Genomic DNA, 26,662 nt, shown 5'->3' with positions numbered 1-26,662 from the left:
TGGCGCGGCGGGAGGAGCGGCCGAGCAGGCCGTTCTCGCCGTGCGCGCCAGCGGGCGTACCACTTGGCCAGGCAGCGGCGGGAGATCCCGGCTTCCGCAGCGACGTGCGCGATCGGACGTCCGGCGCCGATCCGCCGGCACAAGCGCAGACGTCCTTCGGGGGGCAGCGGTGCGTTCCGATGTCCCCTGCTGGTGGCGCCCCTGGACTCGGCTGCCGCGTTCATCGGGAGCCCTGGGATCTCAGGGCTCCCGCGTGAGCGGCTGTGCGTGGCGTCAACGTGCGAACTTCTCGATGGCGGCTGGGGTGACGGGGGTGAAGAAGTTGACGAGGTTGCCGTCGGGGTCGCGGAACAGCAGCGACCGGTTGCCCCAGGGCATCGTGGTGGGCTCGTTGACGAAGTCGGTGACGAAGCAGGTCAGGTTCTGGTGAACGCGGTCCACGTCGTCGACGAGGAACTCGGTGATCACGCTGTGGTTGTCCGCCGGGCGGGCAGAGCCCGGGGCGAACAGCGGGACGGTGCGGGTGCTGGCGATCGCGAGGGTGGCGCCCGCGGTCTTGAGTTCGGCGAAGTCCTCGGTGGCCCACGTCGCCCGCGCCCCTGTGGCTCGCTCGTAGAACTCGACGAGGCGCGCGACGTCGCTGGTGATGATGCGGATCGAGACGAAGTCCATGGGGATCTCCTTGGCTGTGCTGGAGTCGTGCACGTCGCAGGCTAGAAGAAATAGTGGACAGAATCGGTCCTGTATTTACGTAGGCTGTGAACATGCCTCGACCCACTGGCCGCGTGCTGACACTCCTGGAGCTGCTGCAGTCGGGCGGCACCCGGACTGTGGCCGAACTCGCCGACCGGCTCGGCGTCGAAGGGCGCACCGTGCGGCGGTATGTGGACCAGCTGATCGACCTTGACGTGCCCGTGGAATCGGTGCGCGGCCGCTACGGCGGGTACCGACTCGCCCCTGGGTACCGCTTGCCTCCGCTCATGCTCAGCGACGACGAGGCGCTGGCCGTCCTGCTCGGCCTGGTCGCCGGCCGCCGAGCAGGGTTGATGACGACGGAGCACACGGCAAGCGAGACGGCATCGGCCAAGATCCGGCGGGTGCTCCCCAAGCACATCGCCCGCCGGCTCGACACACTCCTGGAGGCTCTCGCCTTCACGGATCAGCCCGGTGAGTTCGCCACCCCGGACGCTGGGGTCCTGCTCACCATCGCCGATGCGGTGCGCCACCGCCGACCGGTCTCGATCCGCTACACCGACCGCGACGGACGGCGCAGCGAACGCACGCTGCACGCGTACGGGATCGTCGCCCATTCGGGCCGGTGGTACGTCACGGGCAAGGACGCCCAGATCGGCGAGGACCGAACCTTCCGGCTCGATCGCATCGCAGACGCGAGAACCCTGCCCGGCTCATTCGAAGCGCCCGTGGGGCCTGGTCCGGCACAGCGCGTGTTGTCAGGGTTCGCCACGGCTGAGTACCAGCATAAGGTGACCTTGCGGATCTACGGGACAGTTGAGCAGATCCGCGCCCACCTTCCCGCCAGCGTCGCGAGGCTGGAGGAGCGCGAGCCCGCGGCAGGCCAGGACCGGGCGGCCGAGCGCTGGCTGCGCGTCGAGCTACGGGCGGAGCGGCTCGACTGGCTGCCTCCGGTACTCGCCTCACTCGACCGACCGTTCGTCATCGAGCGCCCCGATGAACTGCGCGACCTCGTCACCGCGCTCGCCGATCGCCTCGCGTCCTACGCCCGCCAAGCCTGACAGCGAGGAACCAATGTCATGAGATGGCACAGTTAGGGCACCGCGGACTGCTCGTCGAGAAGGTACGGTGTTTCGAAGTCCGGCGCATAAGGCGATACCCGCGTGTCCACGCCGGCATGACAGCTGGATCCGAAACAACGTTTACAGGAGTTTCTTCACTCCTTCTCCGGAGCACACAGTGCAGAACTATCGGAAATGCACTTGAGGCTGACGGCCGCCGCATAAAGCGCCTTCACCTGCGGATTCCCAGCGATCGCAAGCAGCGACTTGGGATCATAATTCTCGTAGATGAGGCCGTAGATCCGCCCCTGCTGTGCGGCTGCTTTCAGAGTCTTCAGGTCCAGACCGAACGCCTTGAGAGTGGGCTGATCCTGTGGTTGCAGAGTGGATACCCATTCGGCGAAGCGGGCCACGTAGGAGCGCCCATCACAGATCTGGCCGCAGTAGAGGCTGTTACCTAGAGGTGGTTCGCCACCGCCCGACGAAAGGAGCACCCGCTGAGGTTGGGCCAGCCCCGCAGTCCTGCCGAGTAGCGCATCTGTTATGGGTTCGGCAAGCTCGGCAGCAGGAGCGAGCACCTACACAACCGGCCATCCGCACTGCGGTGGAGACGCGACCAAGAATGGTCGCGATCATCGTATCTCGCGAGCCACCGCCTACCGCTATATCAACAAAGCAATCGAAGTTCTCGCAGCTCAAGGACCCACTCTGCACGAGGCCCTCGACCGCGCCGCGTGGTGGAAGAGCACGAGCGCGGCGGCGACGATCGCGCCGATCCTCCACGGACACTTACTGACGTTCCGCAGCGTCTTGAAACGCATCTTGAGCTGGGCGTTCGCGCGTTCAGCGACGGAGCGGAGCGCGCGATGGACGTAGTTGTACTGGATCTGCTCGTCGGTCAGCCTGCCGCCCTTGGGCTTCTTGTACGGCAGGCGGATCCCGGCTGGTGCGTCCTCATAGCCAAGGTCGGCGAGAGTGACCAGCCCCTCGCCGGCGGACTCGTCCAAGGGACCGAGGATGCCGTGCTTGCGGGAGCAGGTGATGTCGTGCTCGCAGCCGGGCCGTACCTCAGACGTCCAGATCGGGAAGCCGTCCGGGGCGGAGATGACCTGGACGTTGCCGCCGTGGTGTTTGTGCTTGCCCGACCACCAGAGGTCATAGCCCTTGGGGCTGGGAGTGGAGCATCAGTCGGTCTCGATCAACAGCGCTACAGGTCCTTGCCGACAACGTCTCAGTGGTTGTGACGGCTTGAAGCGGGTTCTGGCCCACATTTCGTGATCGATGATTTCAGGAGGGCTGCACTGACGTCTTCACCGACGACGCCGCACGTAGTAGGCGTAGGTCAGGGCCAACACCAGGGGGCCCCACAACATCCCAGGGGCGATGCACACGTTGGCCAGTGCTTCCCACCAGCCGTTGGACAACCCCAAGCTGTGGAATCCCGGGACGTGCAGCCAGGCCAGCAACCCGCTTCCGTACATCGCGGTCGCGGCCAAGCCGCCCAGAGTGGAGGGGATGATCACCGCCAACGGTGGGATGCGCCTCCCGCCAACGATCGGGAGCCAGGTGGGCGCGACCTCACCCCATCCCCGCACCAGACCGAGTGAGAGCAGCGCCGCCGCCTCCGACACCACGCTGAGCCCGAAGACATAGGGGACGTTCCACCACACCCATGCCGGCGCGTTCGGATCGATCACCCCCATCCTGAAGTCGAAGGCGAACGGCAGCCGCCACAGGCAATGGGGAAGCAGCAGGAAAGGGATCGCATGAGCGGTGATGACCGCCCATCTCGGAACTGGCTGTTCGGTATCGCGTACAGCCGGTGTCGGGGTCATCAACTTGATCGCCATGAGATCACTGTCTCCGATCTTCGACGGCTGGACCTCCCCTATCCAGGCGACCTCACTCCCCCCAGCGGGGGAGAGGTCGTTCATACGTTCTTATGGGAATCAAACGCGGCGGCGCGGCGTGCGAACGCCGCCCGAGCGTGCGGCGTGGCGCCGGTCTCGGACGGCGGCGGGACCACGGGCCGTCCACCGCACCACCCGCCTGCCGCCGTTGTCACAGGCCAGCTGGGCAATCCGCGTGCCGTCCAGGAACCAGCGGATGATCAGGATCGCCTGCTTGACCGGCCCGAGCGCCCGCGTCCCTTCCGGATCCGACGGCGACAACGTCCGCGCCGCCCTCATCCTCACCCATTTCGAGCACGAACACCTACCGCCAATTCGCTGAGATCACCGAGTTGACCGGCCTGGACCGGGTCAGCGTTCTCGGCCAACTCCAAGGTGGAGGTCGTCCAGTCGGGCCGTGATAAAGTGCGGGTTCTATACAAGGGGCGGCAGATGGATGCGAATTTAACCAGAGTCGGCGCACGTTTTCTGCTCGCTCTTCTTGTCGGAACTCCGGGCGCATGCTCCGGCCCTCCTCTGACTGACCGCAATTCGGACCCGCGCGCGCTCCCCGGCACAGCACCCACGCTTAAACTCGACAACGTGCTGGCCGATCACCAGATCACACTTCCAGAAGACGCCTCCAGCGTCAAATTCAAATCCAGAATGGACAATGATCCCTACTGGCTGGAGTTGACTTTCTCGACCGACTGCGCTCAGGGGCCTGCTTTCTTCAAGAATGCGGGGCTTGAACGGCATGGGGACGATGGGAATCTCTACGATCAGGGCAGGATTGAAGAAACAGCACGTTCCTTTGGTATTGAGCCGAGCCGATACTCGGTGCGAGGAACATACGCAAAGGCCCCTTATGAGTATGTCAACAGCAAAATGGGAGTGCTGCTGGCGCGCGCAGGCAAATGCCAAGTGATCATCTTGTCCGATCGTTACGACTAGATTCGGCTCTGCTGAACCACACGCACCAGGGCGAGAATCCCAACCCTGATCGCGAAGGGTCAGCCGCGTTTGTGGACGATGCGGTCGTGGACCACCGTGTAGGTGTTGCGCAGGGCCGCCATCGACTCGTCGTAGGAAGCCTGGGCCACGCCTGTGAACAGGCAGTCGACGACCATGAGCTGGGCGATGCGGCTGCCGAGCGCGCCCGACCTGAACTGGGTCTCCCGCGCCGCCGTCGTGAGCGTCACGTCGGACGTGGCCGCCAGCGGCGAGTCGTGGAAGTTGGTGATGGCGATGGTCGCGGCGCCGGACTTGCGGGCGATCGCCAGGAACTCGACCGTGTCGACGGTCGCGCCCGTGTGTGAGACGGCGACGGCCACGCAGGTGTCGTTGAGCGTGGCGGCGGAGGTCCAGGCCGAGTGGGAGTCGTGCCAGTTGATGGCCGTCCGGCCGATGCGCGACAGTTTCTGCTGCAGGTCGAGCCCGACGAGGGCGCTCGCGCCCACTCCGAAGGTGTCGATGCGCCGGGCGGCCAGCACCAGCGCCACGGCCCGGCCGAGCGCGTCCATGTCCAGCGCGCGGGCGGTGTCGGCGATGGAGAGCGTCTCGTTCGTCGCCACCTTGGACACGATCCCTTCCAGGGAGTCGTGGCGGTCGATGTCGCCCGACACCTCTGGCAGGTTCGACGTGGCGAGCTCCTCCCGCGTGACCTCCCTGGTCAGGTCGATGGTGAAGTCCTTGAAGTGGGCGTAACCCATGCGCTTGTAGAAGCGCACCACCGAGGTGGTCGAGGTCTCGCAGCGGGCCGCCAGTTCGGCGATGGACAGGTTGGCGGCGCTCGCGGGGTCGCCGACGACCAGCTCCGCGATGCGCCTCTCCGTGGGCCGCAGCGCGGGCACGGCCGCCCGGATGCGGATGAGCAGGGTGCCGTCAGCCATCTTCACCAACCCTATTGAGGAATGATTGTACAGCGATGGTATGGTCTGCGTAATTTTATGACCTACTGCCCGAGGAGGCCACATGTCCCGTGGCGCGTTCTCCGCGATCGGAGCAGCCGCAGCGCTGTCCATCGCTCTCACCGGTTGCTCATCATCCTCCGGGCCTACAACCAGTACCGGCGCGTCGGGTACGTCGGGTGGAAACCTCGTCGTGGGCGTCACCACCGACCCCGACACGCTCTTCCCCTGGAAGGCCACCCAGTTCCAGGCCGTCAACGTGCTGACGAACATCTACGGCACGCTCACGGAGTTCGACAAGGACCTCAACGTGGTGCCGGGCCTGGCCGAGTCGTGGAAGCCCTCCGAGGACGGCAAGACCCTCACCCTCACCCTCAGGAAGGGCGTCACCTTCAGTGACGGCAGCGCCTTCGACTCCAAGGACGTCAAGGCCTCCCTCGACAAGATCATGGACGAGGCCACGGCCGCCGTCGCGAGGGCCTCGCTCTCCTCGGTCAAGTCGGTGGAGGCTCCTGACGCGAACACCGTGGTGCTGCACCTGAACACGCCCGACGCCGCGCTGCCCGCCAACCTGGCAACGGTCAACATGGCGATGCTCTCCTCTGACGACACCGAGGAGAAGCTCAACACGACCCCCAACGGCACCGGCCCCTTCACGTTGAAGAAGCGCGTCGCGAGCCAGTCGATCACGCTGGCCAGGAACGACAAGTACTGGGGCAGCGAGAAGCCCAAGCTGGACGGCGTCGAGTTCCGGGTGATCCCCGACGAGTCGTCCATCGTCTCGGCGATGCAGTCGGGCAACGTCCAGCTCGCGGTCTTCAACGACCCGCTGGTCGCGCAGACCGCGGAGGGCGGCGGCACGATCACCGTCGCCAAGACGCCGCAGCTCAACTACCACGCCCTCCAGCTCAACGCCACCCACGGCGAGCTGAAGGACCTCAACGTGCGCCTGGCGATCCAGTGCGCGGTGGACCGCAAGCAGGTGCTCGACACCGCCGCGCTGGGCGAGGGCGAGGTGACGGGGCCGATCACCTCTCCGGTGTTCAAGTCGGACCCGCAGCAGCGCCCGTGCCCCACGCGTGACCTGGCCAAGGCGGCCGAGTATCTCGGCAAGGCGGGCAAGGCGGGCGGGCTGACCATCAAGACGATGGTCTCCCAGGGCGAGTACGCGACCTCGGTCAACGAGGCGCAGAACCTCAAGGCGCAGCTCGCCGAGGCGAAGATCAACCTGGACCTCGAGGTGCTGGAGTCGGGGGCGTTCGTGGACCGGTGGGTCGCGGGCGACTTCGACGCGGCCGTCGCGCTGAACGGCGGGCGTCCCGACCCCGACGGGATGTACGGCCGTTACTTCACCAGCAAGGGCAACCTGAACAAGGTCGCCGGCTACAGCTCGCCCGAGCTGGACAAGCTGTTCGCCGAGGGCAAGGCCACGGCCGACCAGGCGAAGCGCAAGGAGATCTACGCCAAGGTGTCGGCCGAGCTCGAGAACAACGCCGCGTGGATCTGGCTGTTCACCGGCTACACCTACACCGGCACCACGTCGCAGGTGAAGGGCTTCGTCCCGATGGCCAGCGGCTCGCTGCAGTACCTGCGCACGACGACGCTCGGCTAGCCATGCTGGGAGCACTTGTGCGCAACCGCGTCGTCCGGCGCGTGGCGGGCGTGCTCGGCACCCTGTTCGGGGTGGCCGTGTTCGTGTTCGTCATGCTCCGGGCGATTCCCGGCGACCAGATCACCGCGGGGCTCGGCACGGAGGCCGCCGCGCTCACCCCTGCGCAGCGGGTGGCGCTGGAGCACTACTACGGCCTCGACGAGTCGCTGTTCACCCAGTTCTTCTCCTGGCTCGGCAACATGTTCAGCGGGAACTTCGGCTACTCGGCACGCTCGCAGCAGAGCGTGCTGGACCTGACGCTGCACTCGCTGCCCGTCACCTTCGAGCTGGCGGTGTTCTCCATCGTGCTGGCCCTGCTGATCGGCGTCCCGCTCGGCATGCTCGCCGCGTCCAGGACGAACTCGCCCAGGGACGCTCTCGGGCAGGTCGTGAGCCTGGGCGGGCTGTCGATCCCGGCCTTCCTGCTGGCCACGACGCTGCTGTCGGTGCTGGCGGCCTCGTTCGGCTTCAACCCGAACGGGCAGGGGTTCGCGGGCCTGCTCGACGACCCGCTGCTCAACCTGCAGCAGATGTTCCTGCCCGCCCTCGTGCTGGGCTTCGGCATCGCGGCGCCGATCCAGCGCACCACGCGGACCGCCGTGCTGGAGGTGCGCTCGAACGACTTCGTCCGCACCGCGCGAGCCAAGGGCGTACCGCCGAGACGCCTTCAGGTCAGGCACGTGCTGGGCAACGCGCTCGTGCCCATCGTGACGATGACGGGCCTGCAGTTCGGCTACCTGTTGGGCGGGGCCGTGGTGGTCGAGCAGGTCTTCTCCGTTCCCGGCATCGGCAGGCAGGTGCTGCTGGGCATCCAGCAGAAGGAGTACGCGGTCGTGCAGAGCACGGTGCTGGTCATCGCGCTGGCGTTCGTGATCGTCAACCTGCTGACGGACCTGCTCTACCGGATCATCGACCCGCGGGTGCGCGCCTCATGAACGCTTTGCGCAAGAGCCCCAGCAGCCTGATCGGCGGCGTCGTCCTCGCGTTGCTGGCGGTCGTCGCGCTGCTGTCGTACTTCGGCCTGCTGCCGCACGACCCGATCGCGCAGAACCCGCCGTCGCGTTTCCTGTCGCCCTCGGGCGACCACCTGTTCGGGACGGACCAGTTCGGCAGGGACGTCTTCTCCAGGGTGGCGGCAGGGGTGGGCAACTCGGCGCTCATCGCGGTCGTCGCCGTCGCCTTCTCCACGGTGGTGGGCACGCTCGGCGGGCTGGTGTCGGGCTTCTACCGGGGCTTCGCCGACGGGGCCATCGGCGGGGTCACCAACGTGCTGTTCGCCTTCCCGCCGCTGCTGCTCGCGCTCTCGCTCGCCTCGGTGTTCGACCGCAACTGGTTCACCATCGCCGTCGCGATCGCGATCGTCTACGTGCCCATCTTCATCCGGGTCACCCGAGGCCCCGTGCTCTCGCTCAGGGAGATCGAGTACGTCAAGGCGGCCACCTCGACCGGGCAGAGCCGATGGATGATCATGTTGCGGCACGTGCTGCCGAACATCACCTCGATCATCGTCATCCAGGTGGCCCTGTCGCTGTCATGGGCGGTGCTCACCGAGGCGTCGCTGAGCTTCCTCGGCCTGGGCACGCCGCCTCCGGCCCCGTCCCTCGGATCGATGATCTTCGAGGCGCGCAGCCTGGTCTTCGTGGCCCCGTGGACGCTGATCGCGCCGGGCGCGGTCGTCGTCCTGCTGGTGGTAGGCCTGAACCTGGTCGGCGACGGCCTTCGCGACACTCTCGACCCGAGAAACCGAGGCAAGCGGTGAACCTCTCAGATCTGACGACGGAGTCGACCGACCCCCGTTTCTCCGGCATCGACAAGATGAGCGTGGCCGAGCTCGCCGCGACCATGAACGGGGCCGACGCCACGGTCCCCGGCGCGGTCGCCAAGGCGCTGCCCGAGATCACGACGGCGATCGAGGCCACGTCCGAGCGGATGAAGGCGGGCGGACGGCTGGTCTACGTCGGCGCGGGCACCCCCGGACGGATCGGCGTGCTCGACGCGTCCGAATGCCCTCCGACCTTCGGCACCCCGCCCGAGCAGGTCTTCGCGATCATCGCGGGCGGCGAGGGCGCGATCGTCTCCCCCCTCGAGGGCGCGGAGGACGACCAGGACGCCGCCGTCACGGCGGTCGACGCGGCCGGGATCGGCCCGCTCGACACCGTGGTGGGCATCGCGTCGAGCGGACGCACCCCGTTCGTGCTCGCCGCGGTACGGCGCGCGCGGGAGCGCGGGGCGCTGACCGTGGGCCTGTCGTGCAACACGGGCAGCCCGCTGAGCGAGGAGGCGGAGCACGCGATCGAGGTCCTCGTGGGCCCGGAGGTGATCAGCGGCTCCACCAGGCTCAAGGCGGGCACCGCGCAGAAACTGGTACTCAACATGTTCTCGACGATCGTCATGGTGCAACTCGGCAAGACGTACGGGAACCTGATGGTCGACGTCAAGGCCAGCAACGGCAAGCTGCGCGAGCGCGCCGTCGGCATCGTCCGGACCATCACGGGCGCCGGGCGCGACCAGGCGCTGGCGGTGCTCAGCCAGAACGGCTTCAACGTGAAACAGGCGGTCGTGGCCTCCCGCTTCGACCTCAGCCCCCAGGACGCCGCGGCGCGGCTGGCCCGCAGCGGCGGGCGGCTGCGGGCCGCGCTAGGAGAGCAGGTATGAGAGTCCTCGGAATGATCTCCGGCACCTCGCATGACGGCATCGACGTCGCCGTCGTCGACTTCGACCTCGCCGGCGGCGTGCTGAACGGCAGGGTCGAGCACACCGCCACCACGCCGTACCCGCCGGAGCTGCGCGCCAGGCTGGTCGAGGCGCTGCCTCCCGCGCCGACGACGCTCGCCGAGGTGTGCGTCCTGGACACGCTCATCGGCCAGAGCTTCGCCGAGGCCGCCGCCGCGGCGATCGAGCAGGCCGGGCCGGTGGACCTGGTCGTCTCGCACGGCCAGACGGTGTTCCACTGGGTCGACGGCGCGCACGCGCTCGGCACGCTGCAGATCGGCCAGCCCGCGTGGATCGCCGAGCGCACCGGCGCCCCGGTGCTGTCGGACGTCCGCATCCGCGACATCACGGCGGGCGGGCACGGCGCCCCGCTGGTCTCCGTCCTCGACTCCCTGCTGCTCGCCGGGCACCCGGGCAGCGCCGCCGCGCTCAACCTGGGCGGCATCGCCAACATGACGGTGGTGCGCGGGCTCGACGAGCTGTACGCCTACGACATCGGCCCCGCGAACGCGCTGGTGGACGCCGTCGTGACGAGCAGAGGGCTGAGCGGGCGCGGCTTCGACGAAGACGGCCGGATCGCCGCCTCGGGACGGGTCGACGAGCGCCTGCTCGAGGTGCTGCTCGACGAGCCGTACTACCTGCTGCCCGCGCCGAAGAGCACCGGCAAGGAACTGTTCCACCTCGCCTACGTCGAGGACGCGCTCGCCAAAGCGGGACACTCGGTCTCCGACGCCGACCTGGTGGCGACCCTGACCGAGCTCACCGTGCGGACGGTCGCCAGGGACGTCCTGGCCGCGGGCGTGGACCTGCTCGTCGTCTCGGGCGGCGGCTGCCGCAACCCCGTCCTCATGAAGGGGCTGCGGGACGCGCTCTCCGGCGTGACGGTCGCGCTCTCCGACGACTACGGCGCTCCCGCCGACGACAAGGAGGCGATCGCCTTCGCCCTCATCGGCTGGTGCACCGCGCACGGCCTGCCCGGAACCGTCCCCGCGGGAACGGGCGCGCGCGCCGCCCGCGTCCTCGGCACGCTCACGCCGGGAGCCGGGCCGCTCGTCCTGCCCGCGCCGATCGCCGACCGGCCGCGCTCGCTCACGCTGAGCCGATGAGACTGAGTCGATGAGAGTGGGCCGATGAGAGTGGCTCGATGAGACTGCGCCCCGCGACCCCTGACGACGTGGACGGCATCGTCGAGGTCTTCCTCGCCTGCTGGCACGAGAGCTACCCGAGGGTGCTGCCCGAGCGCCTGGTGTCGGCCATGTCCGCGGAGCGCGCCCGCGGGCTGTGGACGGGCAAGCCGGCCGTCGTGGCGGAGGACGACGGCCGGGTCCGCGGTCTCACGCGCTTCTCGGGCGACACCGTCCACTCGCTCTACGTGCACCCGGGGGCGCAGGGCGGAGGGCTCGGCGCGCGACTGCTCGGAGCGGCGGAGGACGCGCTGGCGTCGGCCGGAACCACCACGGCGTTCCTGTGGGTGTTCCGCGACAACCTGCCGTCGATCGGGTTCTACCGTCGCCAGGGCTGGGCTCCCGACGGAACCGAACGCGTCACGCCCGAGTTCGGCGAGCCCGAACTGCGGCTGACGAAGGAGCTGGCGTGACCGTGCCGCCCGGCATCGTGACCGCGGCGCGCACCCCGTGGTTCGAGCTGACCGAGTGCGCCGGTCATCGCACCGTGCGCTGGGAGGACGGCGTCCGCGTCGGCGAGGCGCCGATGACCCTCGACACCCACCACGACCTCGCCTCGATCACGAAGATCGTCGCCACCACGACGGCGCTCATCCGTCTCGTCTCCGACAACCTCGTCGACCTGGACGCGCCGGTGCGCCGCCACCTGCCCGGCTGCTTCGACGGCATCACCGTGCGGGACCTGCTTCTGCACAGGGGCGGGCTGTGGGAGTGGTACCCGCTCTACATCCAGCGGGAGCTGCCGCCGCCGCGCTACCGTCCCGGCCAGGAGCGGCACTACTCCGACCTCGGGTTCATCCTGCTCGGGCAGGTCGTCGCCGCCGTCACGGGGCTGCCCCTCGACCGGGCCGTGGCGGAGCTGGTGACCGAGCCGCTCGGCCTGACCTCGACCCGGTACGCCCGCCCGGCGGGCCCGCAGGTGGCCATGAGCGCGCGGGACGACCGGGTCGAAATGGGCATGCTGGACTCCCAGCAGCCCTACCCCGTTCCGTTCCGCAGCGCCGACTTCGCCGGGTGGCGCCTGGAACCGGTGATCGGGCAGGTCAGCGACGGCAACGCCCACCATGCCTTCGGCGGCGTCTCGGGACACGCCGGGCTCTTCTCCACCGTCCCCGACCTGCTGCGCTACTGCGCCGCGCTGTCGCGCTACCGCGAGCACGACAGGCTGTGGCGGCCCGAGGTCGCGCGGGAGTTCTTCGCGCCGGGCCCCGACGCCCAGCAGGCGCTCGGTTTCCGCAGATACGACCTCCAGGTCCGGGACGAGACCGTCACCGTGCTCGGCCATCCCGGCTACGTGGGCGGCGCCATCGGCTTCGTGCCCGACCGCGACATCTCCCTGGTCATGGTCAGCAACCGGCTGCTGGTCGACGGGGCGCCCGTGCCCACGGACGTCCTCTGGCACGACCTGCTGAAGGCCACCACACAACGATCGAGGACAACATGACGAGCAGCACGCCGCTCCTGGCCATCCGTGACCTGTCGGTCGCCTTCCGCAGCGGCAAGCAGGACGTCACCGTCGTGAAGAACGTCTCGATGGACATCATGCCGGGCCAGACCGTCGCGGTCGTCGGGGAGTCGGGCTCCGGCAAGTCCACCACGGCCGCCGCCGTCAACCGCCTCCTGCCCGACAACGGCCGCATCACCGGCGGCCAGGTGCTCTTCGACGGGCGCGACCTGGCCGAGGCCGGCGAGCGCGAGATGGTCGCCATCCGGGGAGCCGGTATCGGGCTCGTCCCCCAGGACCCGATGTCGAACCTCAACCCGCTCATGCGCATCGGCGACCAGATCGCCGAGGCCCTCGAGGTGCACGGCGTCGCCTCCGGCAAGGCCGCGCACGCGCGCGTGATCGAGCTGCTGGACATGGTCGGCATCCCCGACCCGGCGCAGCGGATCAGCCAGTACCCGCACGAGTTCTCCGGCGGCATGCGGCAGCGCGTGCTCATCGCCATGGGGCTGGCCTGCCGTCCCAAGCTGCTCATCGCCGACGAGCCGACGTCCGCGCTGGACGTGACCGTCCAGCGGCGCATCCTCGACCAGCTCGCCGAGCTGACCGCCGAGATGGGCACGGCCGTCTTCCTCATCACGCACGACCTCGCCCTGGCCGCCGAGCGCGCTGACGTCGTCGCCGTCATGTACCAGGGCGAGCTCGTCGAGGGCGGCCCGGCGCGCGAGATCCTCGCCGAGCCGCAACACGAGTACACCCGGCGGCTGCTGCGCGCTGTGCCCAGCCTGTCGTCGGTGCGGCTGGCCGAGCCGCCGCAGGACGCCCACGACCTCGTCCAGATCGAGGACCTGCGCAAGGTCTTCCCGATCAGGGGCAGCGCGGCGGAGTTCACCGCGGTCGACGGCGTCAGCTTCAGCATCCCCCGCGGCCACACCGTGTCCATCGTCGGCGAGTCGGGGTCGGGCAAGTCAACGACCGCGAACCTGCTGCTCGGCCTGGACGACGTCACGTCCGGGCAGATCCGCTTCGACGGCACCGACGTCACCTCGCTCGGACGGCGCGAGCTGTTCGCGTTCCGCCGCCGCGTGCAGCCGGTCTTCCAGAACCCCTACGCCTCGCTGGACCCCCGCTACACCGTGGAGAAGTCGATCAGCGAGCCGCTGCGCGTGCACCGCGTCGGCACCGCGGCCAGCCGCAAGCAGGCCGTCGCCGGCCTGCTCGACCAGGTCTCGCTGCCCGCCTCGCTCGCGCAGCGGCTGCCGCACGAGCTGTCGGGCGGCCAGCGCCAGCGGGTCGCCATCGCCAGGGCGCTGGCCCTCTCCCCCGAGCTCGTGGTGCTCGACGAGGCCGTCTCCGCCCTGGACGTGCTCGTCCAGGCGCAGATTCTCGAGCTGCTGGCCGAGCTGCAGCGGGAGCTGAAGCTCAGCTACCTGTTCATCAGCCACGACCTGGCCGTGGTCCGCATGCTCTCGCACACCGTCCACGTGATGCAGCGCGGGCGGATCGTGGAGAGCGGGACCGCGGACGACATCTTCGAGCACCCCAACGCCGACTACACCCGCGAGCTGCTGGCCGCGATCCCCGCACCCCAGTAGCGGACGCGCTGCTCCGCCACGCTCGTGTCGCGCTGCTGAGCGGCGCCTTCACTGTCTGACGACGAAAGGCGCTCAGTCGTCCATGACGCCGTAGGTGGAGGCCCGGAACAGGAAAGAGGCCCAGGAGCGGTAGGGCCGCCACGCCTCGGCCAGCTTCCGGTACGCCGCCGACGGCGCGTCCTCCGGCAGGCCGTACGCTTCGCGCAGGATGGCGAACAGGCGCGGCTCGTCGCCCGGGAACGCGTCCGGCGCGCCTGCGCCGCGGATCAGGATCAGTCCCGCGGAGAACGGCCCCACACCCGGGAGGGCGCGCAGCTCGGCCAGGGCCTCCTCCGGGGCGAGCGCGCGCAGGTGCTCGGTGGTGAGCACGCCGTCGAGCGCCGCGCGGGCCAGCCCGCGCAGCCACTCCTCCTTCTGCACGGGCAGGCCGAGGCCGCCGGCCTCCAGCAACGTGACGGGCGGCGGGAAGGCCGCGTACGACCGGCCGTCCACGGTGACCTTCGCGCCGTACCGGTCCGCGATGCGCTGCTTGATCCGGGAGGCGATGAGCATCGACGAGCGCTGGACGATCACGGCCCAGCACGCCGCCTCCCACGGGCTCCAGAAGCACACCGGCCGCAGGCCGGGGCTGCGCCGCTGCAGGTCGCCGAGCACCGGCTCGGCCTCGCCGAGCTTGGCGAAGCCTGCGCCGTCGACGTCAAGGGAGAGGATCCGCGCCACCTCGCCCCGGATTCCCGGCCCCGCGGCCCGCGTCGTGGCGACGGCGACCCCGCCCGGCGCGGCCGTCACACTCACGCCGATCGGCAGCCAGTCGGACTCCGCGCAGTAGGCGAACCGCAGCGCCCGCCCGTCGGACGGCAGCGCGCTGGTGGCCGGCCAGTCCTCGACGAAGCGCAGCGAGGCGCCGAAGTCGAAGGGGCCCTCGGCGGTGAGCGTGAATCCGTGCGTGGTCATGCAGGCCTGCTCGCGGCCGGCTGTCGCACCATGAAGACGTCGATCGGGTCCTGGGTCTCCACGGTGAACCCGTGGCGTTCGTACAGCCGCTGCGCGGCACTCCCCTGCAGGACGTTCAGGTGGACCACCACGCCTTCGGCATCCGTTCGCGCCAGCAGAGCCCGCAGGACGGCCGAACCCAGGCCGCGGCCCTGGTGTTCCGGGGCGAGGTAGAAGTGCTCCAGCCACCATCCATCCGCGGCCGGCCGCAACGTCACGCAGCCCGCACGAGCGCCATCGGCCACGATGACCGACGTGTACTCAGCGGAGAACGAATCGCGCAGACGCTGCCGCACCTTGCGTTCGTCGAATCTGCCCAGCCGCTGCAGGTCCGGGCGCATCACCGTCGCCCGCAACTCCGCGATCACCTCGACGTCTTCCGGCCCAGCGGGACGCAGCACCCACGTCGGCGCGATCCCGTCCGCCCTCATGCTCGTACTCACGCGCTGGATTATCTCAACAGCCCGCTGACGACCACGCCCCGGCCGCGTCCACCGGGGTCCGGCGCCGCCTCGTCGAGGAGCTCGGCGCCTCCGACACCCTCGGCGTCGGCCTCCACTTCGCCGATGTGCAGTTCGGCCGCGTGGTCCAGGACGGTGACGCGCGCACCTGGAAGGCCGAATGACCCGTCTGGCCCGTTCCTCCGGGGCGAGGCCGGCCCCGCCCCGGAGTTCGGCGTGCCACGCCCCGATCAGTCGCCGCGCGGCACCGCGGTCATGAACTGCTCGGTGCGCAGGGGGCGGTCCACGATGCGGATGTCGCCGATCCTGCCGTAGAAGGCCTGCTCGACGACCCGGTCATACGTCGTCGCGCCGACCAGCCACGGCTTGCCCGCCGTCGCGATGCCGACCGCCGGCGTGGACGGGTTGCGCAGCACCTTCGCTCCGTCGATGTACATGACGTTCTGGCGCCCGTCGTTGACCACCGCCACGTGAACCCAGGTGTCCGTCGGCAGTTCGTGGCTCCAGTTGGTGGAGATGTCGTCCCTGCGCTGGGGGAAGACCGCCCACTGGGCGCCGTGCCCGTCGCTGATGTTGAGCGTGCCGACCGGTTCGAGCGGGTCGCTGCCGGTCCGACCGGCGTCCGCACCGGCCCCCAGGCGGCTGAGCAGTCCCATCCACGCGTGGGAGGAGTTCCAGTCGGCGGGCAGCTTCATGAACGCCTCGATGGTGTAGCCGCGCTCGAACGTCTCCTTGTTGAGCGGCGCGCTGTCGGACGTCCGCAGGTACGCGCCGCGGGCCGGATTCTTCGAGCCGTTGAAGAGCAGGCTGCCGTGACCAGGCTGGGCCGGATGGTGCTCGCCGGAGAAGGTCAGCGCGTCCGCGCCGCTGCCGGAAATGGTCACCCGGGTGAGGTCGTTGCCCCGCCCCGACAGGTCCCGCACCGCGGTGTTCTCGGGCACCGCGGTGCCGTCCGGGCGCCGCTCGTCGAACCGCCAGTAGGCGACGGTGCCGGGGATGACCATCGCCTCGGCCGGGCGCGGCGCCGGCTGAGTCTCAGGCGCGAAGCCCGCGAAGCGCTCGGTGAAGTCGATCGGCACCGAGAAGCGGTTGGCCGGGTCCGTCAGTTCGATCTCGCGCTGTTCCAGCGGGTTGCGGTCGCGCGCTGGCTTGTCCATGATCCAGGGCGAGAACGTCTCGACGTCGATCGTGTCGCGTGCCAGGTCGAACCGGTAGAGCCGGATCATGCCGCTGCCGCCGTAGTAGCGGTCCTGGTAGTTGGTGATGTGCGCGTGCACGTCGTGACCGGCGGCGTTCTTGAGCGTCGTACGACCAGCCGGCCAGTAGTGTCCGTTCAGTGTCAGGAAGATCTGGTCCTTCTTCGCGACCAGCTTGTTCCAGATGTTCTCGCCGTTGCCTGACAGCACGGCCTGCCCCGCCTGCTCCTCCGTCGAGACGAAGTCGTGCGTGGTGAGGATGACCGCCATCTTCGGGTGCTGGTCGATGACGTCCTGCGCCCAGGTCAGCGTGGCGTCCGACGGCTTCCAGTCCAACGCCAGCACCAGCCACTGGCGGCCGCCGGCGGTGAAGGTGTGGAAGGTGTTGTAGCCGTCAGGGGAGGCCCCGCCGAACGCCGGGGACTTGCGGAATCGCTGCGGGCCGAAGGTGTCCAGGTAGGGGCTGGGGCCGCGGTCGTCGCCCGTGCTCGCCTTGATGTCGTGGTTGCCGGCCAGGACGCTGTACGGGATGCGCTTCAGGTCCAGCGGTCGGAACACCTTGTCGGCCTCGGCGAACTCTTCCTTCGCGCCGTTCTCGGTGATGTCCCCGAGCTGGGTGGTGAAGACGATGTTCTCTTCTTCGCGGTTGCGGTCGATCCAGCGGACCGCGGCGTCGAGCGGCGCGGTGTCGCCGGGGTCTCCGTCGAAGAAGTACTGGGTGTCGGGCAGGACGGCGATGCTGAAGCGCGGGTTCGCGGGGTCGGTGCGCTCCGCTGACTGGGCGCTCGCCGGCGCGGTGGGGGGCGTTAATATCGCCGACGCGGCGATCGCGGCGGTTGCCAGTACGGCGGCCGCGATCCGGGGCAGCATGGGACCGGGACTGGTTCTCACGTGTGGTTCCTTCCGTCTCTCCCCGGATACTGGGGAGGCGGAGCGACGATGACATGGCCGGATGACGGAGTCCGGGCGCGCGAGTGAATGAGTGCGGTCCTCGAGATGGCACCGCCGACCTGAGAGAGGAACCTCACACTCATGCTGGAGCTGACGGTGTTGGCGGTGCCGGGCTGCCCGAACGGGCCGCTGATGGAGGAGCGCGTGGAGCAGGCGCTGGCGGGCAGGCCGGACGTGACGGTGACCCGCAAGGTGATCAGCGACCAGGAAGAGGCGGAGCGGGCCGGGATGCGCGGTTCACCGACCCTGCTGATCGACGGCGTCGACCCGTTCGCCGCCCCAGATGTCCCGTTCAGCGTGTCCTGCCGGCTGTTCAGGGGCGAGGACGGCTCCCTCGACGGCGCCCCATCGGTGCCTGCGCTACGCCGGGCACTGGACGAAGCCTCCCGACCGTTCACGTGATGGTCCCGTGACGTCTCCTGGGAGGCAAGGGACATGGCCGGCACGCTCCTTCAGCGCCGGCGGGCTCGAAGGATGGCCACGATGAGCGCGGCGGACGCGGCGGCGATCAACCCGACGAAAGCGCCAAGAGGGAGCGTCCATAAGGTTCGTGGTAGCCTCTAACGAAACCTTCAAGATGTAGCGTCACGTGCGGGGAAGGTGGCAGGTCATGGCGGAGACGGACACGAAGACCCCCCGCGAGCGCTACCGGACTCTTGTACGCGCGGAGATCAAGGAACGCGCGCGGGAGCAGATCGCCACGACCGGGGCGTCCGCGCTCTCCCTCAATGCGATCGCCAAGCAGATGGGCATGAGCGGGCCCGCGCTCTACCGCTACTACGCCAGCCGCGACGAACTGATCACCGAGCTCATCAAAGACGCCTACCGAAGCCTCGCCGACGCTCTCCGCTCGGCCTCCGCCGCAGGCGCCGACCTGGCCGCACTGGCACACACCCTGCGCGCCTGGGCGCTGGAGGACCCCCAGCGGTACCTCCTCATCTACGGCACCCCCGTCCCCGGCTACCACGCGCCCGACGACATCACGCTCATCTCGTCCGAGACCATGGCGATCCTGCTCGACGCCTGCATCGCGCTGCCCTCGGACAGTCCCGCGACGCCGTTCGACGCACACCTGGCAGACCACCGCGACTGGGCGGACGGCCACCCAGCCTCGCCCGCGGTCCTGCACCGGGCCCTGAGCTTCTGGGCCCGGCTGCACGGTGTCCTGTCCCTGGAACTCGCCGGCCACTTCACCGGAATGGGATTCGACCCCGCCATGTTCTTCGCGGCCGAACTGGACGACCTGCTGGCGCACTGAGCAGGCGCGGTCGACGGGTACCGGTGAAGTGAGGGGATGCCGGTCTTGGCGGCGATCCGCGCCAGGGAGGCGCAGGAGATCCTGATCTCAGCTCACCCGGCGGCGCAATCGCGAGCGGGTCCTGCGGACCGCGCAGCAGCTGTTCGCGACGGAGGGCCTCGGCGTCTCGCTCGACGAGATCGCCCGCCGCGCGGGCGTTGGCCCCGGCACCGTCCACCGGCACTTCCCGGCGAAGGAATCTGGCGACCCGTGGTCGTGTTCACGGGCCATACTCACGCCGAGTTCCCCACCCCGTGAGTGTGCGATCGATCTTCGAGGCCAGGCGGTTCGTCAGATCCAGCCGTGCTCGGCGGCGATGCGCGCCGCCTCGTGCCTGTTCGAAGCGCCGAGCTTTGCGATGGCGGCGGCAAGGTAGTTGCGCACTGTCCCCCGTGACAGGGACACCCGCTGCGCGATCTCATCCACGGGCGCGCCGTCGCGCGCGAGCGCGAGGACGTCGGCTTCGCGCGGAGTCAGGGGCGAGTCGCCCGCACCGATCGCCTCGGCTGCGAGTTCTGGATCCACATGCCGCCCGCCCGCGGCGATCTTCCTGACGACTTGTGCGAGATTGCGCGATGAGGTGGTTTTCGGCAGGAACCCGCGGACGCCTGCCGAGAGCGCGGATTTCAGGTACCCGGGCCGGCCGTGGGAGGTCACGATGATGCTGCGGCACTCCGGCAACTGGTTCGTGAGCTGCCGGGCGACCTCGATGCCGTCGGGCGGAGGCATCTGCAGATCGAGGAGAGCCACGTCGGGGCGCAGACGCAGCGCGGTCTTCAGCGCCTCGTCGCCTGAGGCGACCTGGCCGACGATTTCGAAGTCGTCCTCGAGTTCGAGCAGACCTGCGATCGCTTCGCGGATCAGGTGCTCGTCGTCGGCGATCAGGATGCGGATCATTCGGGCTCTTTCGGTAGGGGGACGGCGGCTTCCAGCAGGAACCAGTTCCCGTCCCGTCGGGTCTCAGCGCGCCCTCCGATCGCGCGGATTCGGTCGAACATCGCCCGAAGTCCTGTGCCGGCGTTTGGGTCCGAGGGGGCGGAATCGTCCGCGGTGGATCGGGCGGGACTGCTGTCACTGACTCCGTCGTTCGCGATCGTGAGGAGGACCTCGCCGGCGTCGATCGTTGTGGTGAGTGTCACCTGTGTCGCCGAGGAATGACGTAGGACGTTCGTGACGCCTTCGCGGACGACCCACGCAAGCGCCTCTGCGCAGGGTGCCGGTACCGCTTCGCCGGTGACCGTGCAGGTGATGCCGGCCGAACCCAGGAGTGCGCGGGCGCCAGAGACTTCGCCTTCCCACGTCGTCTGGAGGTTGCCTCGGACGACCCTGCGGACCTCCGTGCCCGCCTCGTCGGCCAGTCGTCGCACCTCCTTCAGTTCCGCGGCAGCGCGGTCGTCGCGGCCGCGGCGGATGAGCTCGGAGGCGAGCTCGCTCTTCACGGCGATCGCGGTGAGCGTGCGGCCGAACACGTCGTGGAGGTCGCGGGAGATGCGCAAGCGTTCCTCTGCGACGGTGAGTGCAGCACGGTCCTCGTGTGAGTCCTGCAGTTCGCGCAGGACGCTCAGCATCCACACGCTGGACCAACAGATCCACAGGACGGCGCTGACCAGCGTCATGCAGACCACGAGCAACGCGATCTGGAAGACGGCCACGAGGGGCATGGCGAGCACGAGGATCGCGACGTTGAGAAGTAGCGTGCGGCGGGCGTTGAGGATGGGGACGATGCTCGCGGCCGCTGAGGCGATCGCAGTGGCCGCCACCACCCGCATGGCCGGTATCGGGAGGACGGCGGCCCCCGCGAGGACGGCGGCGAGCAGGAGCAGCCACGTGACGACGAGGACGATCGGGAGGCGCTTGCCGCCTCCTTCGAGGGCGTTGAAGCTCCATCGGCTGACCGCGATGTTGCAACACACCAGTGCCGACGTGACAACGGCCACAGCGCTCACCAGGGCGACGTTCTCCGTGGTGAGCGGCTGGGCGCTGACGAGGCCGCCGGGGAGTGTGGAGATCGGGGTGGAGACGATGGCGTATGTAGACCAGCGCACGAAGCTCTCGAACCGGCGTGCGTTCACCACCGGCCACTTTCCCGTGCCTCTCATGGTGCCGCTGAAGCCTCGAGCGAGGGGCGGTTCGTAGGCGTCGGCCCGGGCCCGGTGCGGCGCGTGCGCAGCGCACAGGGGATCAGCATGGTGATCGAACCGGCAGGACGTGCGGAACCTGTTGGAGAGTCGGGGCGATCGTGAGTCATGTCTCCGCACTCCCGCCGCGCGGGTTCGCTCCCCAGTGTCGTCCGTTATGAGGTCGTCGGCGTTCCGCACGACTTACGCATGACAGTGCCATACGTCGGCGGGCCACCGCGGCCGTCCTTTTCGTCTCCGTCCGGGCGCACGGTACCGGACCGCTAGCACACTATATGACCTGATCCGAGCCGCGGACCCCACCAAGCCCTTCGGGCTGATGGGCGATCTCGCATCGAGTGCGGGCATCGTGCCGCCCTACCTGCCCCGCCTCATCAAGGAGCGAGCCCCTGACCCCGCCCCGCTCCAGGCGTGGAATATCCCGCCGGCAACTCGGACCGCGCCCTGGCACGTGATCGTCCGCCGGTACTCGCCAACATCCCGGCGCACCTTCCGCCGCATCCTCATCGCCGCCCGCTCGCGCGGCCTCGGCTACCCCGTCGAACGATCCAACCTCGCCAAGCTCGAACTCGGCCAGCGCGCTACCATCAGCGTCCCCGAGCTGCTCGTTGTCGCCAAGGCGCTGGACGTGCCGCCGCTCGCCCTGCTCACTCCGCTCGCCGGCGACAGCGTGGAGATCCTGCCCGGCGTCGAGGCCGAACCTCTGGAGACGTTCGCCTGGCTCGACGGCACCGCGCCCCTCCCCGACGACCAGGACGACGACGGAGACGGCCCGCGCGCCGAGCTCCGGCTCCTGCGCGACCACCACAAGGTGCTCGCCGACTGGACGTCCCGCACCCGCGCGGCCGCCGCCCGAGCCCGCGCCGACGACGACACCGAGCCGCACAGGAACGCGTGGAAGGACGCCGCGCACCCTCCACACCGAGCAGGCCGGCCACGCCGAGGAACTGCTCGCCCGCCTGCGCGAGACGATGCGCGCCCGAGGAGTTGCCCTCCCGGCCCTGCCGCCCGAGCTGATCCACCTCGACCACCGGCCCGAATAGCTACCTAGGCCCACGGGGTGGCGGGGCGGGATGCCACAGATGTGCGGCGACTGCGGGGGTCAGCGCTGATTGTCGGTCAGCTCGGGGAGACGCTGGTCGGGGAGCATGCGGCCGCGACGGTGTTGAGAGCCTGCTGTTCAGCAGGATCAACACTCAGTTGCCAGCGGGTTTTGATCGCCGTCCACTCGGCGGCGTACCGGCAGCGGGCCGGTTCGTACGGGGGTTGCCAGGTGGCAGGGTCTTGGTCGGATTTTTGGCGGTTGGCGCGGGCGGTGACCGCAACGAGGTGCCATGGTTCACGCAGGTCGTTGGCGTAGTCCTGGCGCTGGGCGGCATCCCAGGCGTAGACGCCGGAGTCCCAGGCTTCTGCTAGCGGCACTAGATGTTATCCCGTACAGAAAGGAGCGCCGCTGACATTAGCGACAGGCCATCTTGACTGAGTTCCGTGTTCGTCAGCGGAGAGATATCCGATGCCGTAGGGTGCTGCCGCCAACGACTGCGACAGAGGGTTATATGGCGTTCACACAACGGGTTGTCGCTCCGGAGGGGGCGGTGTGGACCGTGCTGGGTGAGGACTATCGAGTCGTCGAACCGGTCGAGCGGTACCTGCAGTTCCTGCGCTCGACCGACCGCTCGCCCAACACCGTCAAGAGCTATGCAAAGGGCCTGGAGCTGTGGTGGACCTTCCTGGATGCGGGCGGCCGCCGGACGGTCGTCCGATCAGACGATTCCAGGCTGACCGGGAATGCGTCGCCAAGACCCGCGACCCGATCGAAGCTGGAAACCAGTAGCCTCACGGGCGATATCGCGCTCCTTGATCTGCCGAGTGGCTGGCAATCCACCGCTCCACGCCCCAGCGAGCGTGACCTCGAACTGACGGCACCATCCAGGAGGCCGCGTTGACGGACGCCTTCCAGCTCCCCTTGTTCTATATGCCGTTCCAGGCCAGGGTGAATCCGCACCTGGCGGCGGTCCGTCCGCGAGTTCGCGCCTGGGCATGCGCTGTGGGTCTGCTTGAGCCGCTGGGCACCGACTCGGACCACGGCGGCTGGAGTGCGGAGACCTTCGACAGGGCGGATTTCACCCGGTTCACCGCCTGGACCTATCCCCATGCCTGTGCCGAGGAGCTGGAGCTGTTGTCTGGCTGGCACAGCCTCATCTGGTGCCTGGACGACGTCTTCAGCGCCGGGTGTGAAGCTCTTGGTAACCGGGAGCAGATCCTGCAACGTATCGAGCGCCTGATGGCATTCATGCCGATCATGACACCCGGCTTGGTGCCACCCGCCGAGCATCCTGTGGAACGTGCGCTGGCCGACCTGTGGCGCCGCACGGCGCCCTCGGTATCGATTCCGTGGCGCCTGCTGTACACCAGGTCCGTACGGCAGTTCCTGGAGGCGTCGCTGTGGGAGATAGAGAACCTCGAACGCCACCGGTTTCCCGACCTCATCGAGCAGACCGAGATGCGCCGCGACTACGGGGCGGCCGGGTGCAGCGCACTACTGATGGAGCACTCGCTCGGTTGGGAGATCCCCGATGACATCCGGGGCACCCGGCCATTCACTGTGCTGATCGACTCATTCCGGGACACGGTCGATCTGCACAACGACATCGTGTCCTATCCCAAGGAAGTCCGCGAGGGCGTCGCGAGGAACAACATCGTGCACGTGGCCCAGGAACTCCTCGGTGTCTCCCTCAAGGATGCGGTCTCCTTCGTTGACCGCATCCTGACGGGCCGGGTCAGGACTCTCGAAGAGAACGTCGAGACGGACCTCCCGCAAGCGCTGCACGACCTGCATGCGGATCCTGAGACTCAGCGTGCCGTCCTGCGGCATGCCCAAGCCATCCAGGGCTGGGCTGCCGGCTCGTACCGCTGGCACAGGGACACCGATCGGTACCGGCCCGCCGCCAGCTCGAACCGCCAGGATTCCGCGCGGGACCTCACGATCCCTTCGAGCCTGCTGTCCACATGGGAACGGGACCCGTTTCTCCGCGATTTCGGAAGCCGCCAGTAGTACCCCCTCGGTGTGAGCGGTCCTGATGAGCAGTCGAATGAGCAGGCGTCGGATCTCGCCGAGAGTCAGTAGGGCCAGTTCGGGGTTGCTGGCAGGCCGAACTCTCCCGGGCCGCCTTCGCCCGCCGATTCACCGCACTGGTCGGTCAGCCACTCGGTGGGCGGGAGCAGCGGCGCTGCTTCCCACCCGCTCGGGTTACCTACCCGGAAAGACGTTCTCCTTGAAGAGATCGGCAGTGGCAAGGTTGCCCAACGGGGCATAGTCGCAAACGATGTACGTCTCGGTCCTGCCGGGAATTGCGCTGGTGGTGGCCCGCCCGCAGCCCAACTTGGTTGAGGACTTCCACACCACCTGGGTGAAGCGACCAGTCTTCTGGGAGAAGCCGGGGTTGTTGAAGTCGTAGTCCTTGATCTCGTCGTACCAGCCCTTCACGACCTCAGCGCAGGAGACCACCTGGCCGGGGGCGGAGGACATGGAGTAGAACGTGTTCTCTCCCCAGCTACCATCTCGGTGGAGTGGCAGCCTTACATCAGCTGTGCTGTGCTCAAACTTCCTCGTCCTGGCCATCTCGGCGGCCCACTTCTGGGCGAATGCGACGATCTGCGGGTCGCTCTGCATCGCCGGTACCCCGTGCCGAGCGCGGTAGGTGTTGTGTGCATCGAGGCAGTCCTGTTGGAAGGCGTCTGCGGTGAGGAGCCGTGCGGGGGTGCGGGCCGCCGATTGGGCCGGCCCGGCTACGCCGATGAGCGTGCAGCCGACCAGGGCGGCGGACATGACCAAGCGTTTGAACACGAGCGCTCCAGGAGGAAAGGGGAGGACGTCATCGTCCACCTGATCATTTTCCCGGCAGGCGGTCGCCGTGCTGGCATTTCAGCCTGTCGTTAAGGAACGTGTCGCCAGGCCCACACGGGGGCGGGCCCTTCACGCATCTCGGGCCAGGACGCAAGCCCCCACCGGCCGCCACCATGCCGCTCATGGCCGCGGCAACCTACGACCTGCTGATCGAGCAGGGCACCGACTACGACCGTGTCCTCACCGTCCGCTCCCAAGCCTCCGGGCATCCGCCACTCGACCTGACCGGCTGCACCGTCCGCGCCCACGTGCGCGCCCACCACGGCGCAGACGCTCCCCTCCTGTACGACCTGGCCACCGGCGGCCTGGCCATCACGGACGCGGCCGCGGGGAAGGTAGCGCTGCACATCCCCGGGGAGACGTCCGCCGCCTGGACGTGGCGGATCGGCGTGTCCGACCTGGAGCTCGTGGACGCCGGCGGCCGCCCGCTCCGCCTCCTGGCCGGCGCGGTCCGTGTGACCGGCGAGGTGACACGATGAGCCACCCGGACGTGGAGTTCGTCGTCCAGCAGCCCGCCGGGCCTGCCCTGACGGTGGAGCAGGACGGCGGCATCTCGCTGACGATCGAGCAGCACCACCAGGTGGTGGAGCTCGACCTCGCCGTCCCCGGCATTCAGGGCTCGCCCGGGGCGCGGGGCGAGCAGGGACCGGCCGGGCCCGAGGGCGGCGCGTTCTCGCCCAGCGGATATGTTCTGTACACCGCAGGGGTAGACGCGGGATACCCCCGATGGGGTGGAACACATCGCCGCCCCGAGCTCAATCCACAAGACCGGGCAGGTCGGGGCGCCTGTGACGGCAAGCCACGGGCAGTGTCGGAGTCGCGGGGCTGGATGTGACCTCGCTGTCTGCAAAGAGCCGCTACGGTGACCGCGTGCGAACAGGCTCACCTGAAACGGCACTCGTCGTCATTCGCGGTAACTCTGGCTCGGGTAAGTCGAGCGTGGCCAGAGCCCTGCGAGAGGTTTACGGTCGCCGCGGGCTGGCCCTGATCAGCCAGGACGTGGTGCGACGTGACATCCTGCGCGAGCTGGACAAGCCAGGGGCGGTCAACATCGGGTTGATCGACATCATGTGTCGTCACGCCCTGGATGCTGGCTATCACGTGATCTTGGAGGGCATCCTCACTGCGAGCCGGTACGGGGAGATGCTCCAAGCGCTGCGCCGCGATCATCTCGGCAGCACCTCGTCCTACTACCTCGACGTCTCCTGGGAGGAGACGCTACGAAGGCATGAGACCCGGCCTCAGCGCTCCCAGTTCAGCGCCATCGAGATGCGGCAGTGGTACATAGAGCGAGACGTGCTGCCGGACGGCTCCGAGACGATCATCGGGGAGAACAGCCCACTGGAGGAGATCGTGCAGCAAATCCTGCGGGGCGCAGAGCTCCTCAGGCCGCGTCGAACAGAGTCAGGCAGGGTTGCGTCCGCGGGAGTGGTGTACGAGTCTGGCCTGGTCACAGGCGTGGCGTCGTGAAATGAAGACGGCCATCGAGTGATCCTTCGAGTAGCAAGTTCAAGATCGAAGGAGAACCAGACGATGGCCGCCGACAACAGTGTGACGCCCGCCCAGTGGCTGGCGAAGCA

30 protein-coding genes and 3 pseudogenes are annotated in these 26,662 nt (G+C 68.7%); 19 read left to right on the top strand and 14 right to left on the bottom strand.

All coding sequences use genetic code 11. The annotated features are described in order from the left end of the window. Nucleotides 1-10: 10 nt before the first annotated feature. Nucleotides 11-224, bottom strand: a pseudogene (locus ABZ297_RS22535) (leucine zipper domain-containing protein); the annotation flags it as partial. 49 nt (nucleotides 225-273) lie between these two features. Beyond that, nucleotides 274-672: a VOC family protein gene (locus ABZ297_RS22530; protein ID WP_355349326.1), complete on the bottom strand. Its 399-nt coding sequence runs from the start codon at nucleotides 670-672 to the stop codon at nucleotides 274-276. Nucleotides 673-764: 92 nt separating this feature from the next. Here ABZ297_RS22530 and ABZ297_RS22525 point away from each other — a divergent pair, with 92 nt between their 5' ends. After that, nucleotides 765-1,754 carry a YafY family protein gene (locus tag ABZ297_RS22525; RefSeq protein ID WP_355349323.1) on the top strand — a complete coding sequence of 330 codons (990 nt, stop codon included), beginning with the start codon at nucleotides 765-767 and terminating at the stop codon, nucleotides 1,752-1,754. Between the two features lie 155 nt (nucleotides 1,755-1,909). Here ABZ297_RS22525 and ABZ297_RS22520 read toward each other — a convergent pair whose 3' ends face one another. The 4 genes and pseudogenes from ABZ297_RS22520 to ABZ297_RS22505 form a co-directional block, all read right to left on the bottom strand. Further along, nucleotides 1,910-2,248: a hypothetical protein gene (locus ABZ297_RS22520; protein WP_355349320.1), complete on the bottom strand. Its 339-nt coding sequence runs from the start codon at nucleotides 2,246-2,248 to the stop codon at nucleotides 1,910-1,912. A 201-nt stretch (nucleotides 2,249-2,449) separates the two neighbouring features. Beyond that, a pseudogene (locus tag ABZ297_RS22515) lies at nucleotides 2,450-2,911 on the bottom strand (transposase family protein); the annotation flags it as partial. 153 nt (nucleotides 2,912-3,064) lie between these two features. Continuing rightward, entirely contained in the window at nucleotides 3,065-3,604 is a 540-nt protein-coding gene (locus ABZ297_RS22510) for a hypothetical protein (protein WP_355349318.1), read from the bottom strand. Nucleotides 3,605-3,811: 207 nt separating this feature from the next. After that, nucleotides 3,812-3,898: pseudogene (locus ABZ297_RS22505) on the bottom strand (IS5/IS1182 family transposase); the annotation flags it as partial. Between the two features lie 198 nt (nucleotides 3,899-4,096). On the opposite strand from ABZ297_RS22505, the gene ABZ297_RS22500 reads away from it, so the two are divergent. Further along, on the top strand, nucleotides 4,097-4,597 hold the full coding sequence (locus ABZ297_RS22500) for a hypothetical protein (RefSeq protein ID WP_355349315.1): 501 nt from the start codon (nucleotides 4,097-4,099) through the stop codon (nucleotides 4,595-4,597). Between the two features lie 59 nt (nucleotides 4,598-4,656). Here the strand turns inward: ABZ297_RS22500 and ABZ297_RS22495 are convergent, their stop codons facing one another. Next, a complete protein-coding gene (locus tag ABZ297_RS22495; protein ID WP_355349312.1) occupies nucleotides 4,657-5,535 on the bottom strand; it encodes a MurR/RpiR family transcriptional regulator in 879 nt (292 codons plus the stop codon). Between the two features lie 211 nt (nucleotides 5,536-5,746). Here ABZ297_RS22495 and ABZ297_RS22490 point away from each other — a divergent pair, with 211 nt between their 5' ends. Genes ABZ297_RS22490 through ABZ297_RS22455 form a run of 8 tightly spaced genes read left to right on the top strand, consistent with a single transcriptional unit; the run spans nucleotide 5,747 to nucleotide 14,139 of the window. Further along, nucleotides 5,747-7,165, top strand: coding sequence for an ABC transporter substrate-binding protein (locus ABZ297_RS22490; RefSeq protein ID WP_355349309.1), 1,419 nt, complete (start codon nucleotides 5,747-5,749; stop codon nucleotides 7,163-7,165). A 17-nt stretch (nucleotides 7,166-7,182) separates the two neighbouring features. Next, on the top strand, nucleotides 7,183-8,139 hold the full coding sequence (locus ABZ297_RS22485; RefSeq protein WP_355349306.1) for an ABC transporter permease: 957 nt from the start codon (nucleotides 7,183-7,185) through the stop codon (nucleotides 8,137-8,139). Then, a complete protein-coding gene (locus tag ABZ297_RS22480; RefSeq protein WP_355349303.1) occupies nucleotides 8,136-8,963 on the top strand; it encodes an ABC transporter permease in 828 nt (275 codons plus the stop codon). Before ABZ297_RS22485 ends, ABZ297_RS22480 begins: the two co-directional genes overlap by 4 nt. Continuing rightward, nucleotides 8,960-9,859, top strand: a complete 900-nt coding sequence (gene murQ, locus ABZ297_RS22475) for an N-acetylmuramic acid 6-phosphate etherase (protein ID WP_355349300.1) — start codon at nucleotides 8,960-8,962, stop codon at nucleotides 9,857-9,859. Before ABZ297_RS22480 ends, murQ begins: the two co-directional genes overlap by 4 nt. Then, complete coding sequence (locus tag ABZ297_RS22470) at nucleotides 9,856-11,022, top strand: anhydro-N-acetylmuramic acid kinase (RefSeq protein WP_355349297.1); 1,167 nt, start codon at nucleotides 9,856-9,858, stop codon at nucleotides 11,020-11,022. Before murQ ends, ABZ297_RS22470 begins: the two co-directional genes overlap by 4 nt. Nucleotides 11,023-11,060: 38 nt before the next feature. Next, complete coding sequence (locus tag ABZ297_RS22465) at nucleotides 11,061-11,513, top strand: GNAT family N-acetyltransferase (RefSeq protein ID WP_355349294.1); 453 nt, start codon at nucleotides 11,061-11,063, stop codon at nucleotides 11,511-11,513. Beyond that, complete coding sequence (locus ABZ297_RS22460) at nucleotides 11,510-12,544, top strand: serine hydrolase domain-containing protein (protein WP_355349291.1); 1,035 nt, start codon at nucleotides 11,510-11,512, stop codon at nucleotides 12,542-12,544. Before ABZ297_RS22465 ends, ABZ297_RS22460 begins: the two co-directional genes overlap by 4 nt. After that, nucleotides 12,541-14,139, top strand: coding sequence for an ABC transporter ATP-binding protein (locus tag ABZ297_RS22455; protein WP_355349288.1), 1,599 nt, complete (start codon nucleotides 12,541-12,543; stop codon nucleotides 14,137-14,139). Before ABZ297_RS22460 ends, ABZ297_RS22455 begins: the two co-directional genes overlap by 4 nt. A gap of 72 nt (nucleotides 14,140-14,211) precedes the next feature. Here ABZ297_RS22455 and ABZ297_RS22450 read toward each other — a convergent pair whose 3' ends face one another. The 3 genes from ABZ297_RS22450 to ABZ297_RS22440 all read right to left on the bottom strand — a co-directional run bounded on the left by ABZ297_RS22450 (nucleotide 14,212) and on the right by ABZ297_RS22440 (nucleotide 17,680). Further along, a complete protein-coding gene (locus ABZ297_RS22450) occupies nucleotides 14,212-15,093 on the bottom strand; it encodes a hypothetical protein (RefSeq protein ID WP_355349285.1) in 882 nt (293 codons plus the stop codon). Continuing rightward, nucleotides 15,090-15,563 carry a GNAT family N-acetyltransferase gene (locus ABZ297_RS22445; protein ID WP_355349282.1) on the bottom strand — a complete coding sequence of 158 codons (474 nt, stop codon included), beginning with the start codon at nucleotides 15,561-15,563 and terminating at the stop codon, nucleotides 15,090-15,092. Before ABZ297_RS22445 ends, ABZ297_RS22450 begins: the two co-directional genes overlap by 4 nt. Nucleotides 15,564-15,823: 260 nt before the next feature. After that, nucleotides 15,824-17,680, bottom strand: coding sequence for a LamG-like jellyroll fold domain-containing protein (locus ABZ297_RS22440; RefSeq protein ID WP_355349279.1), 1,857 nt, complete (start codon nucleotides 17,678-17,680; stop codon nucleotides 15,824-15,826). A 141-nt stretch (nucleotides 17,681-17,821) separates the two neighbouring features. Between ABZ297_RS22440 and ABZ297_RS22435 the strand changes: the two genes are divergently transcribed. The 3 genes from ABZ297_RS22435 (at nucleotide 17,822) to ABZ297_RS22425 (ending at nucleotide 19,413) form a co-directional block, all read left to right on the top strand. Continuing rightward, entirely contained in the window at nucleotides 17,822-18,142 is a 321-nt protein-coding gene (locus tag ABZ297_RS22435) for a thioredoxin family protein (protein ID WP_355349276.1), read from the top strand. 208 nt (nucleotides 18,143-18,350) lie between these two features. Beyond that, nucleotides 18,351-18,998, top strand: coding sequence for a TetR/AcrR family transcriptional regulator (locus ABZ297_RS22430; RefSeq protein WP_355349273.1), 648 nt, complete (start codon nucleotides 18,351-18,353; stop codon nucleotides 18,996-18,998). A gap of 121 nt (nucleotides 18,999-19,119) precedes the next feature. After that, a complete protein-coding gene (locus ABZ297_RS22425) occupies nucleotides 19,120-19,413 on the top strand; it encodes a helix-turn-helix domain-containing protein (RefSeq protein WP_355349441.1) in 294 nt (97 codons plus the stop codon). Here ABZ297_RS22425 and ABZ297_RS22420 read toward each other — a convergent pair. Both ABZ297_RS22420 and ABZ297_RS22415 read right to left on the bottom strand, forming a co-directional pair. Continuing rightward, a complete protein-coding gene (locus ABZ297_RS22420) occupies nucleotides 19,329-19,934 on the bottom strand; it encodes a response regulator transcription factor (protein WP_355349271.1) in 606 nt (201 codons plus the stop codon). The genes ABZ297_RS22425 and ABZ297_RS22420 overlap by 85 nt on opposite strands. Continuing rightward, nucleotides 19,931-21,109 (bottom strand): histidine kinase, encoded by a 1,179-nt coding sequence (locus ABZ297_RS22415; protein WP_355349268.1) that lies wholly within the window; start codon nucleotides 21,107-21,109, stop codon nucleotides 19,931-19,933. The genes ABZ297_RS22420 and ABZ297_RS22415 overlap by 4 nt, the downstream gene beginning before the upstream one ends. Nucleotides 21,110-21,494: 385 nt before the next feature. On the opposite strand from ABZ297_RS22415, the gene ABZ297_RS22410 reads away from it, so the two are divergent. Beyond that, nucleotides 21,495-22,226: a hypothetical protein gene (locus tag ABZ297_RS22410; protein WP_355349265.1), complete on the top strand. Its 732-nt coding sequence runs from the start codon at nucleotides 21,495-21,497 to the stop codon at nucleotides 22,224-22,226. A gap of 68 nt (nucleotides 22,227-22,294) precedes the next feature. Here the strand turns inward: ABZ297_RS22410 and ABZ297_RS22405 are convergent, their stop codons facing one another. After that, nucleotides 22,295-22,597 carry a DUF1524 domain-containing protein gene (locus ABZ297_RS22405; RefSeq protein ID WP_355349262.1) on the bottom strand — a complete coding sequence of 101 codons (303 nt, stop codon included), beginning with the start codon at nucleotides 22,595-22,597 and terminating at the stop codon, nucleotides 22,295-22,297. A gap of 173 nt (nucleotides 22,598-22,770) precedes the next feature. Here ABZ297_RS22405 and ABZ297_RS22400 point away from each other — a divergent pair, with 173 nt between their 5' ends. Both ABZ297_RS22400 and ABZ297_RS22395 read left to right on the top strand, forming a co-directional pair. Continuing rightward, the gene (locus tag ABZ297_RS22400) at nucleotides 22,771-23,121 is read left to right on the top strand and encodes a site-specific integrase (protein WP_355349259.1); all 351 of its coding nucleotides are present in this window, start codon (nucleotides 22,771-22,773) and stop codon (nucleotides 23,119-23,121) included. Continuing rightward, nucleotides 23,118-24,230 carry a hypothetical protein gene (locus ABZ297_RS22395; RefSeq protein ID WP_355349256.1) on the top strand — a complete coding sequence of 371 codons (1,113 nt, stop codon included), beginning with the start codon at nucleotides 23,118-23,120 and terminating at the stop codon, nucleotides 24,228-24,230. Before ABZ297_RS22400 ends, ABZ297_RS22395 begins: the two co-directional genes overlap by 4 nt. A 195-nt stretch (nucleotides 24,231-24,425) precedes the next feature. Here ABZ297_RS22395 and ABZ297_RS22390 read toward each other — a convergent pair whose 3' ends face one another. Next, entirely contained in the window at nucleotides 24,426-25,061 is a 636-nt protein-coding gene (locus ABZ297_RS22390) for a CAP family protein (RefSeq protein ID WP_355349253.1), read from the bottom strand. Nucleotides 25,062-25,204: 143 nt separating this feature from the next. Between ABZ297_RS22390 and ABZ297_RS22385 the strand changes: the two genes are divergently transcribed. Genes ABZ297_RS22385 through ABZ297_RS22375 form a run of 3 tightly spaced genes read left to right on the top strand, consistent with a single transcriptional unit; the run spans nucleotide 25,205 to nucleotide 26,552 of the window. After that, on the top strand, nucleotides 25,205-25,561 hold the full coding sequence (locus tag ABZ297_RS22385) for a hypothetical protein (RefSeq protein ID WP_355349250.1): 357 nt from the start codon (nucleotides 25,205-25,207) through the stop codon (nucleotides 25,559-25,561). Beyond that, nucleotides 25,558-25,917, top strand: coding sequence for a hypothetical protein (locus ABZ297_RS22380; RefSeq protein ID WP_355349247.1), 360 nt, complete (start codon nucleotides 25,558-25,560; stop codon nucleotides 25,915-25,917). Before ABZ297_RS22385 ends, ABZ297_RS22380 begins: the two co-directional genes overlap by 4 nt. A gap of 35 nt (nucleotides 25,918-25,952) precedes the next feature. Next, nucleotides 25,953-26,552 carry an AAA family ATPase gene (locus tag ABZ297_RS22375; RefSeq protein WP_355349244.1) on the top strand — a complete coding sequence of 200 codons (600 nt, stop codon included), beginning with the start codon at nucleotides 25,953-25,955 and terminating at the stop codon, nucleotides 26,550-26,552. The last annotated feature ends 110 nt before the right edge of the window (nucleotides 26,553-26,662 follow it).

It is taken from the genome of Nonomuraea sp. NPDC005983 (assembly GCF_040614375.1).
In the GTDB taxonomy this organism is placed as follows: Bacteria; Actinomycetota; Actinomycetes; order Streptosporangiales; family Streptosporangiaceae; genus Nonomuraea.
The sequence above is the reverse complement of the archived record's forward strand: the minus strand, read 5'-3'. Positions and strand labels throughout refer to the sequence as shown.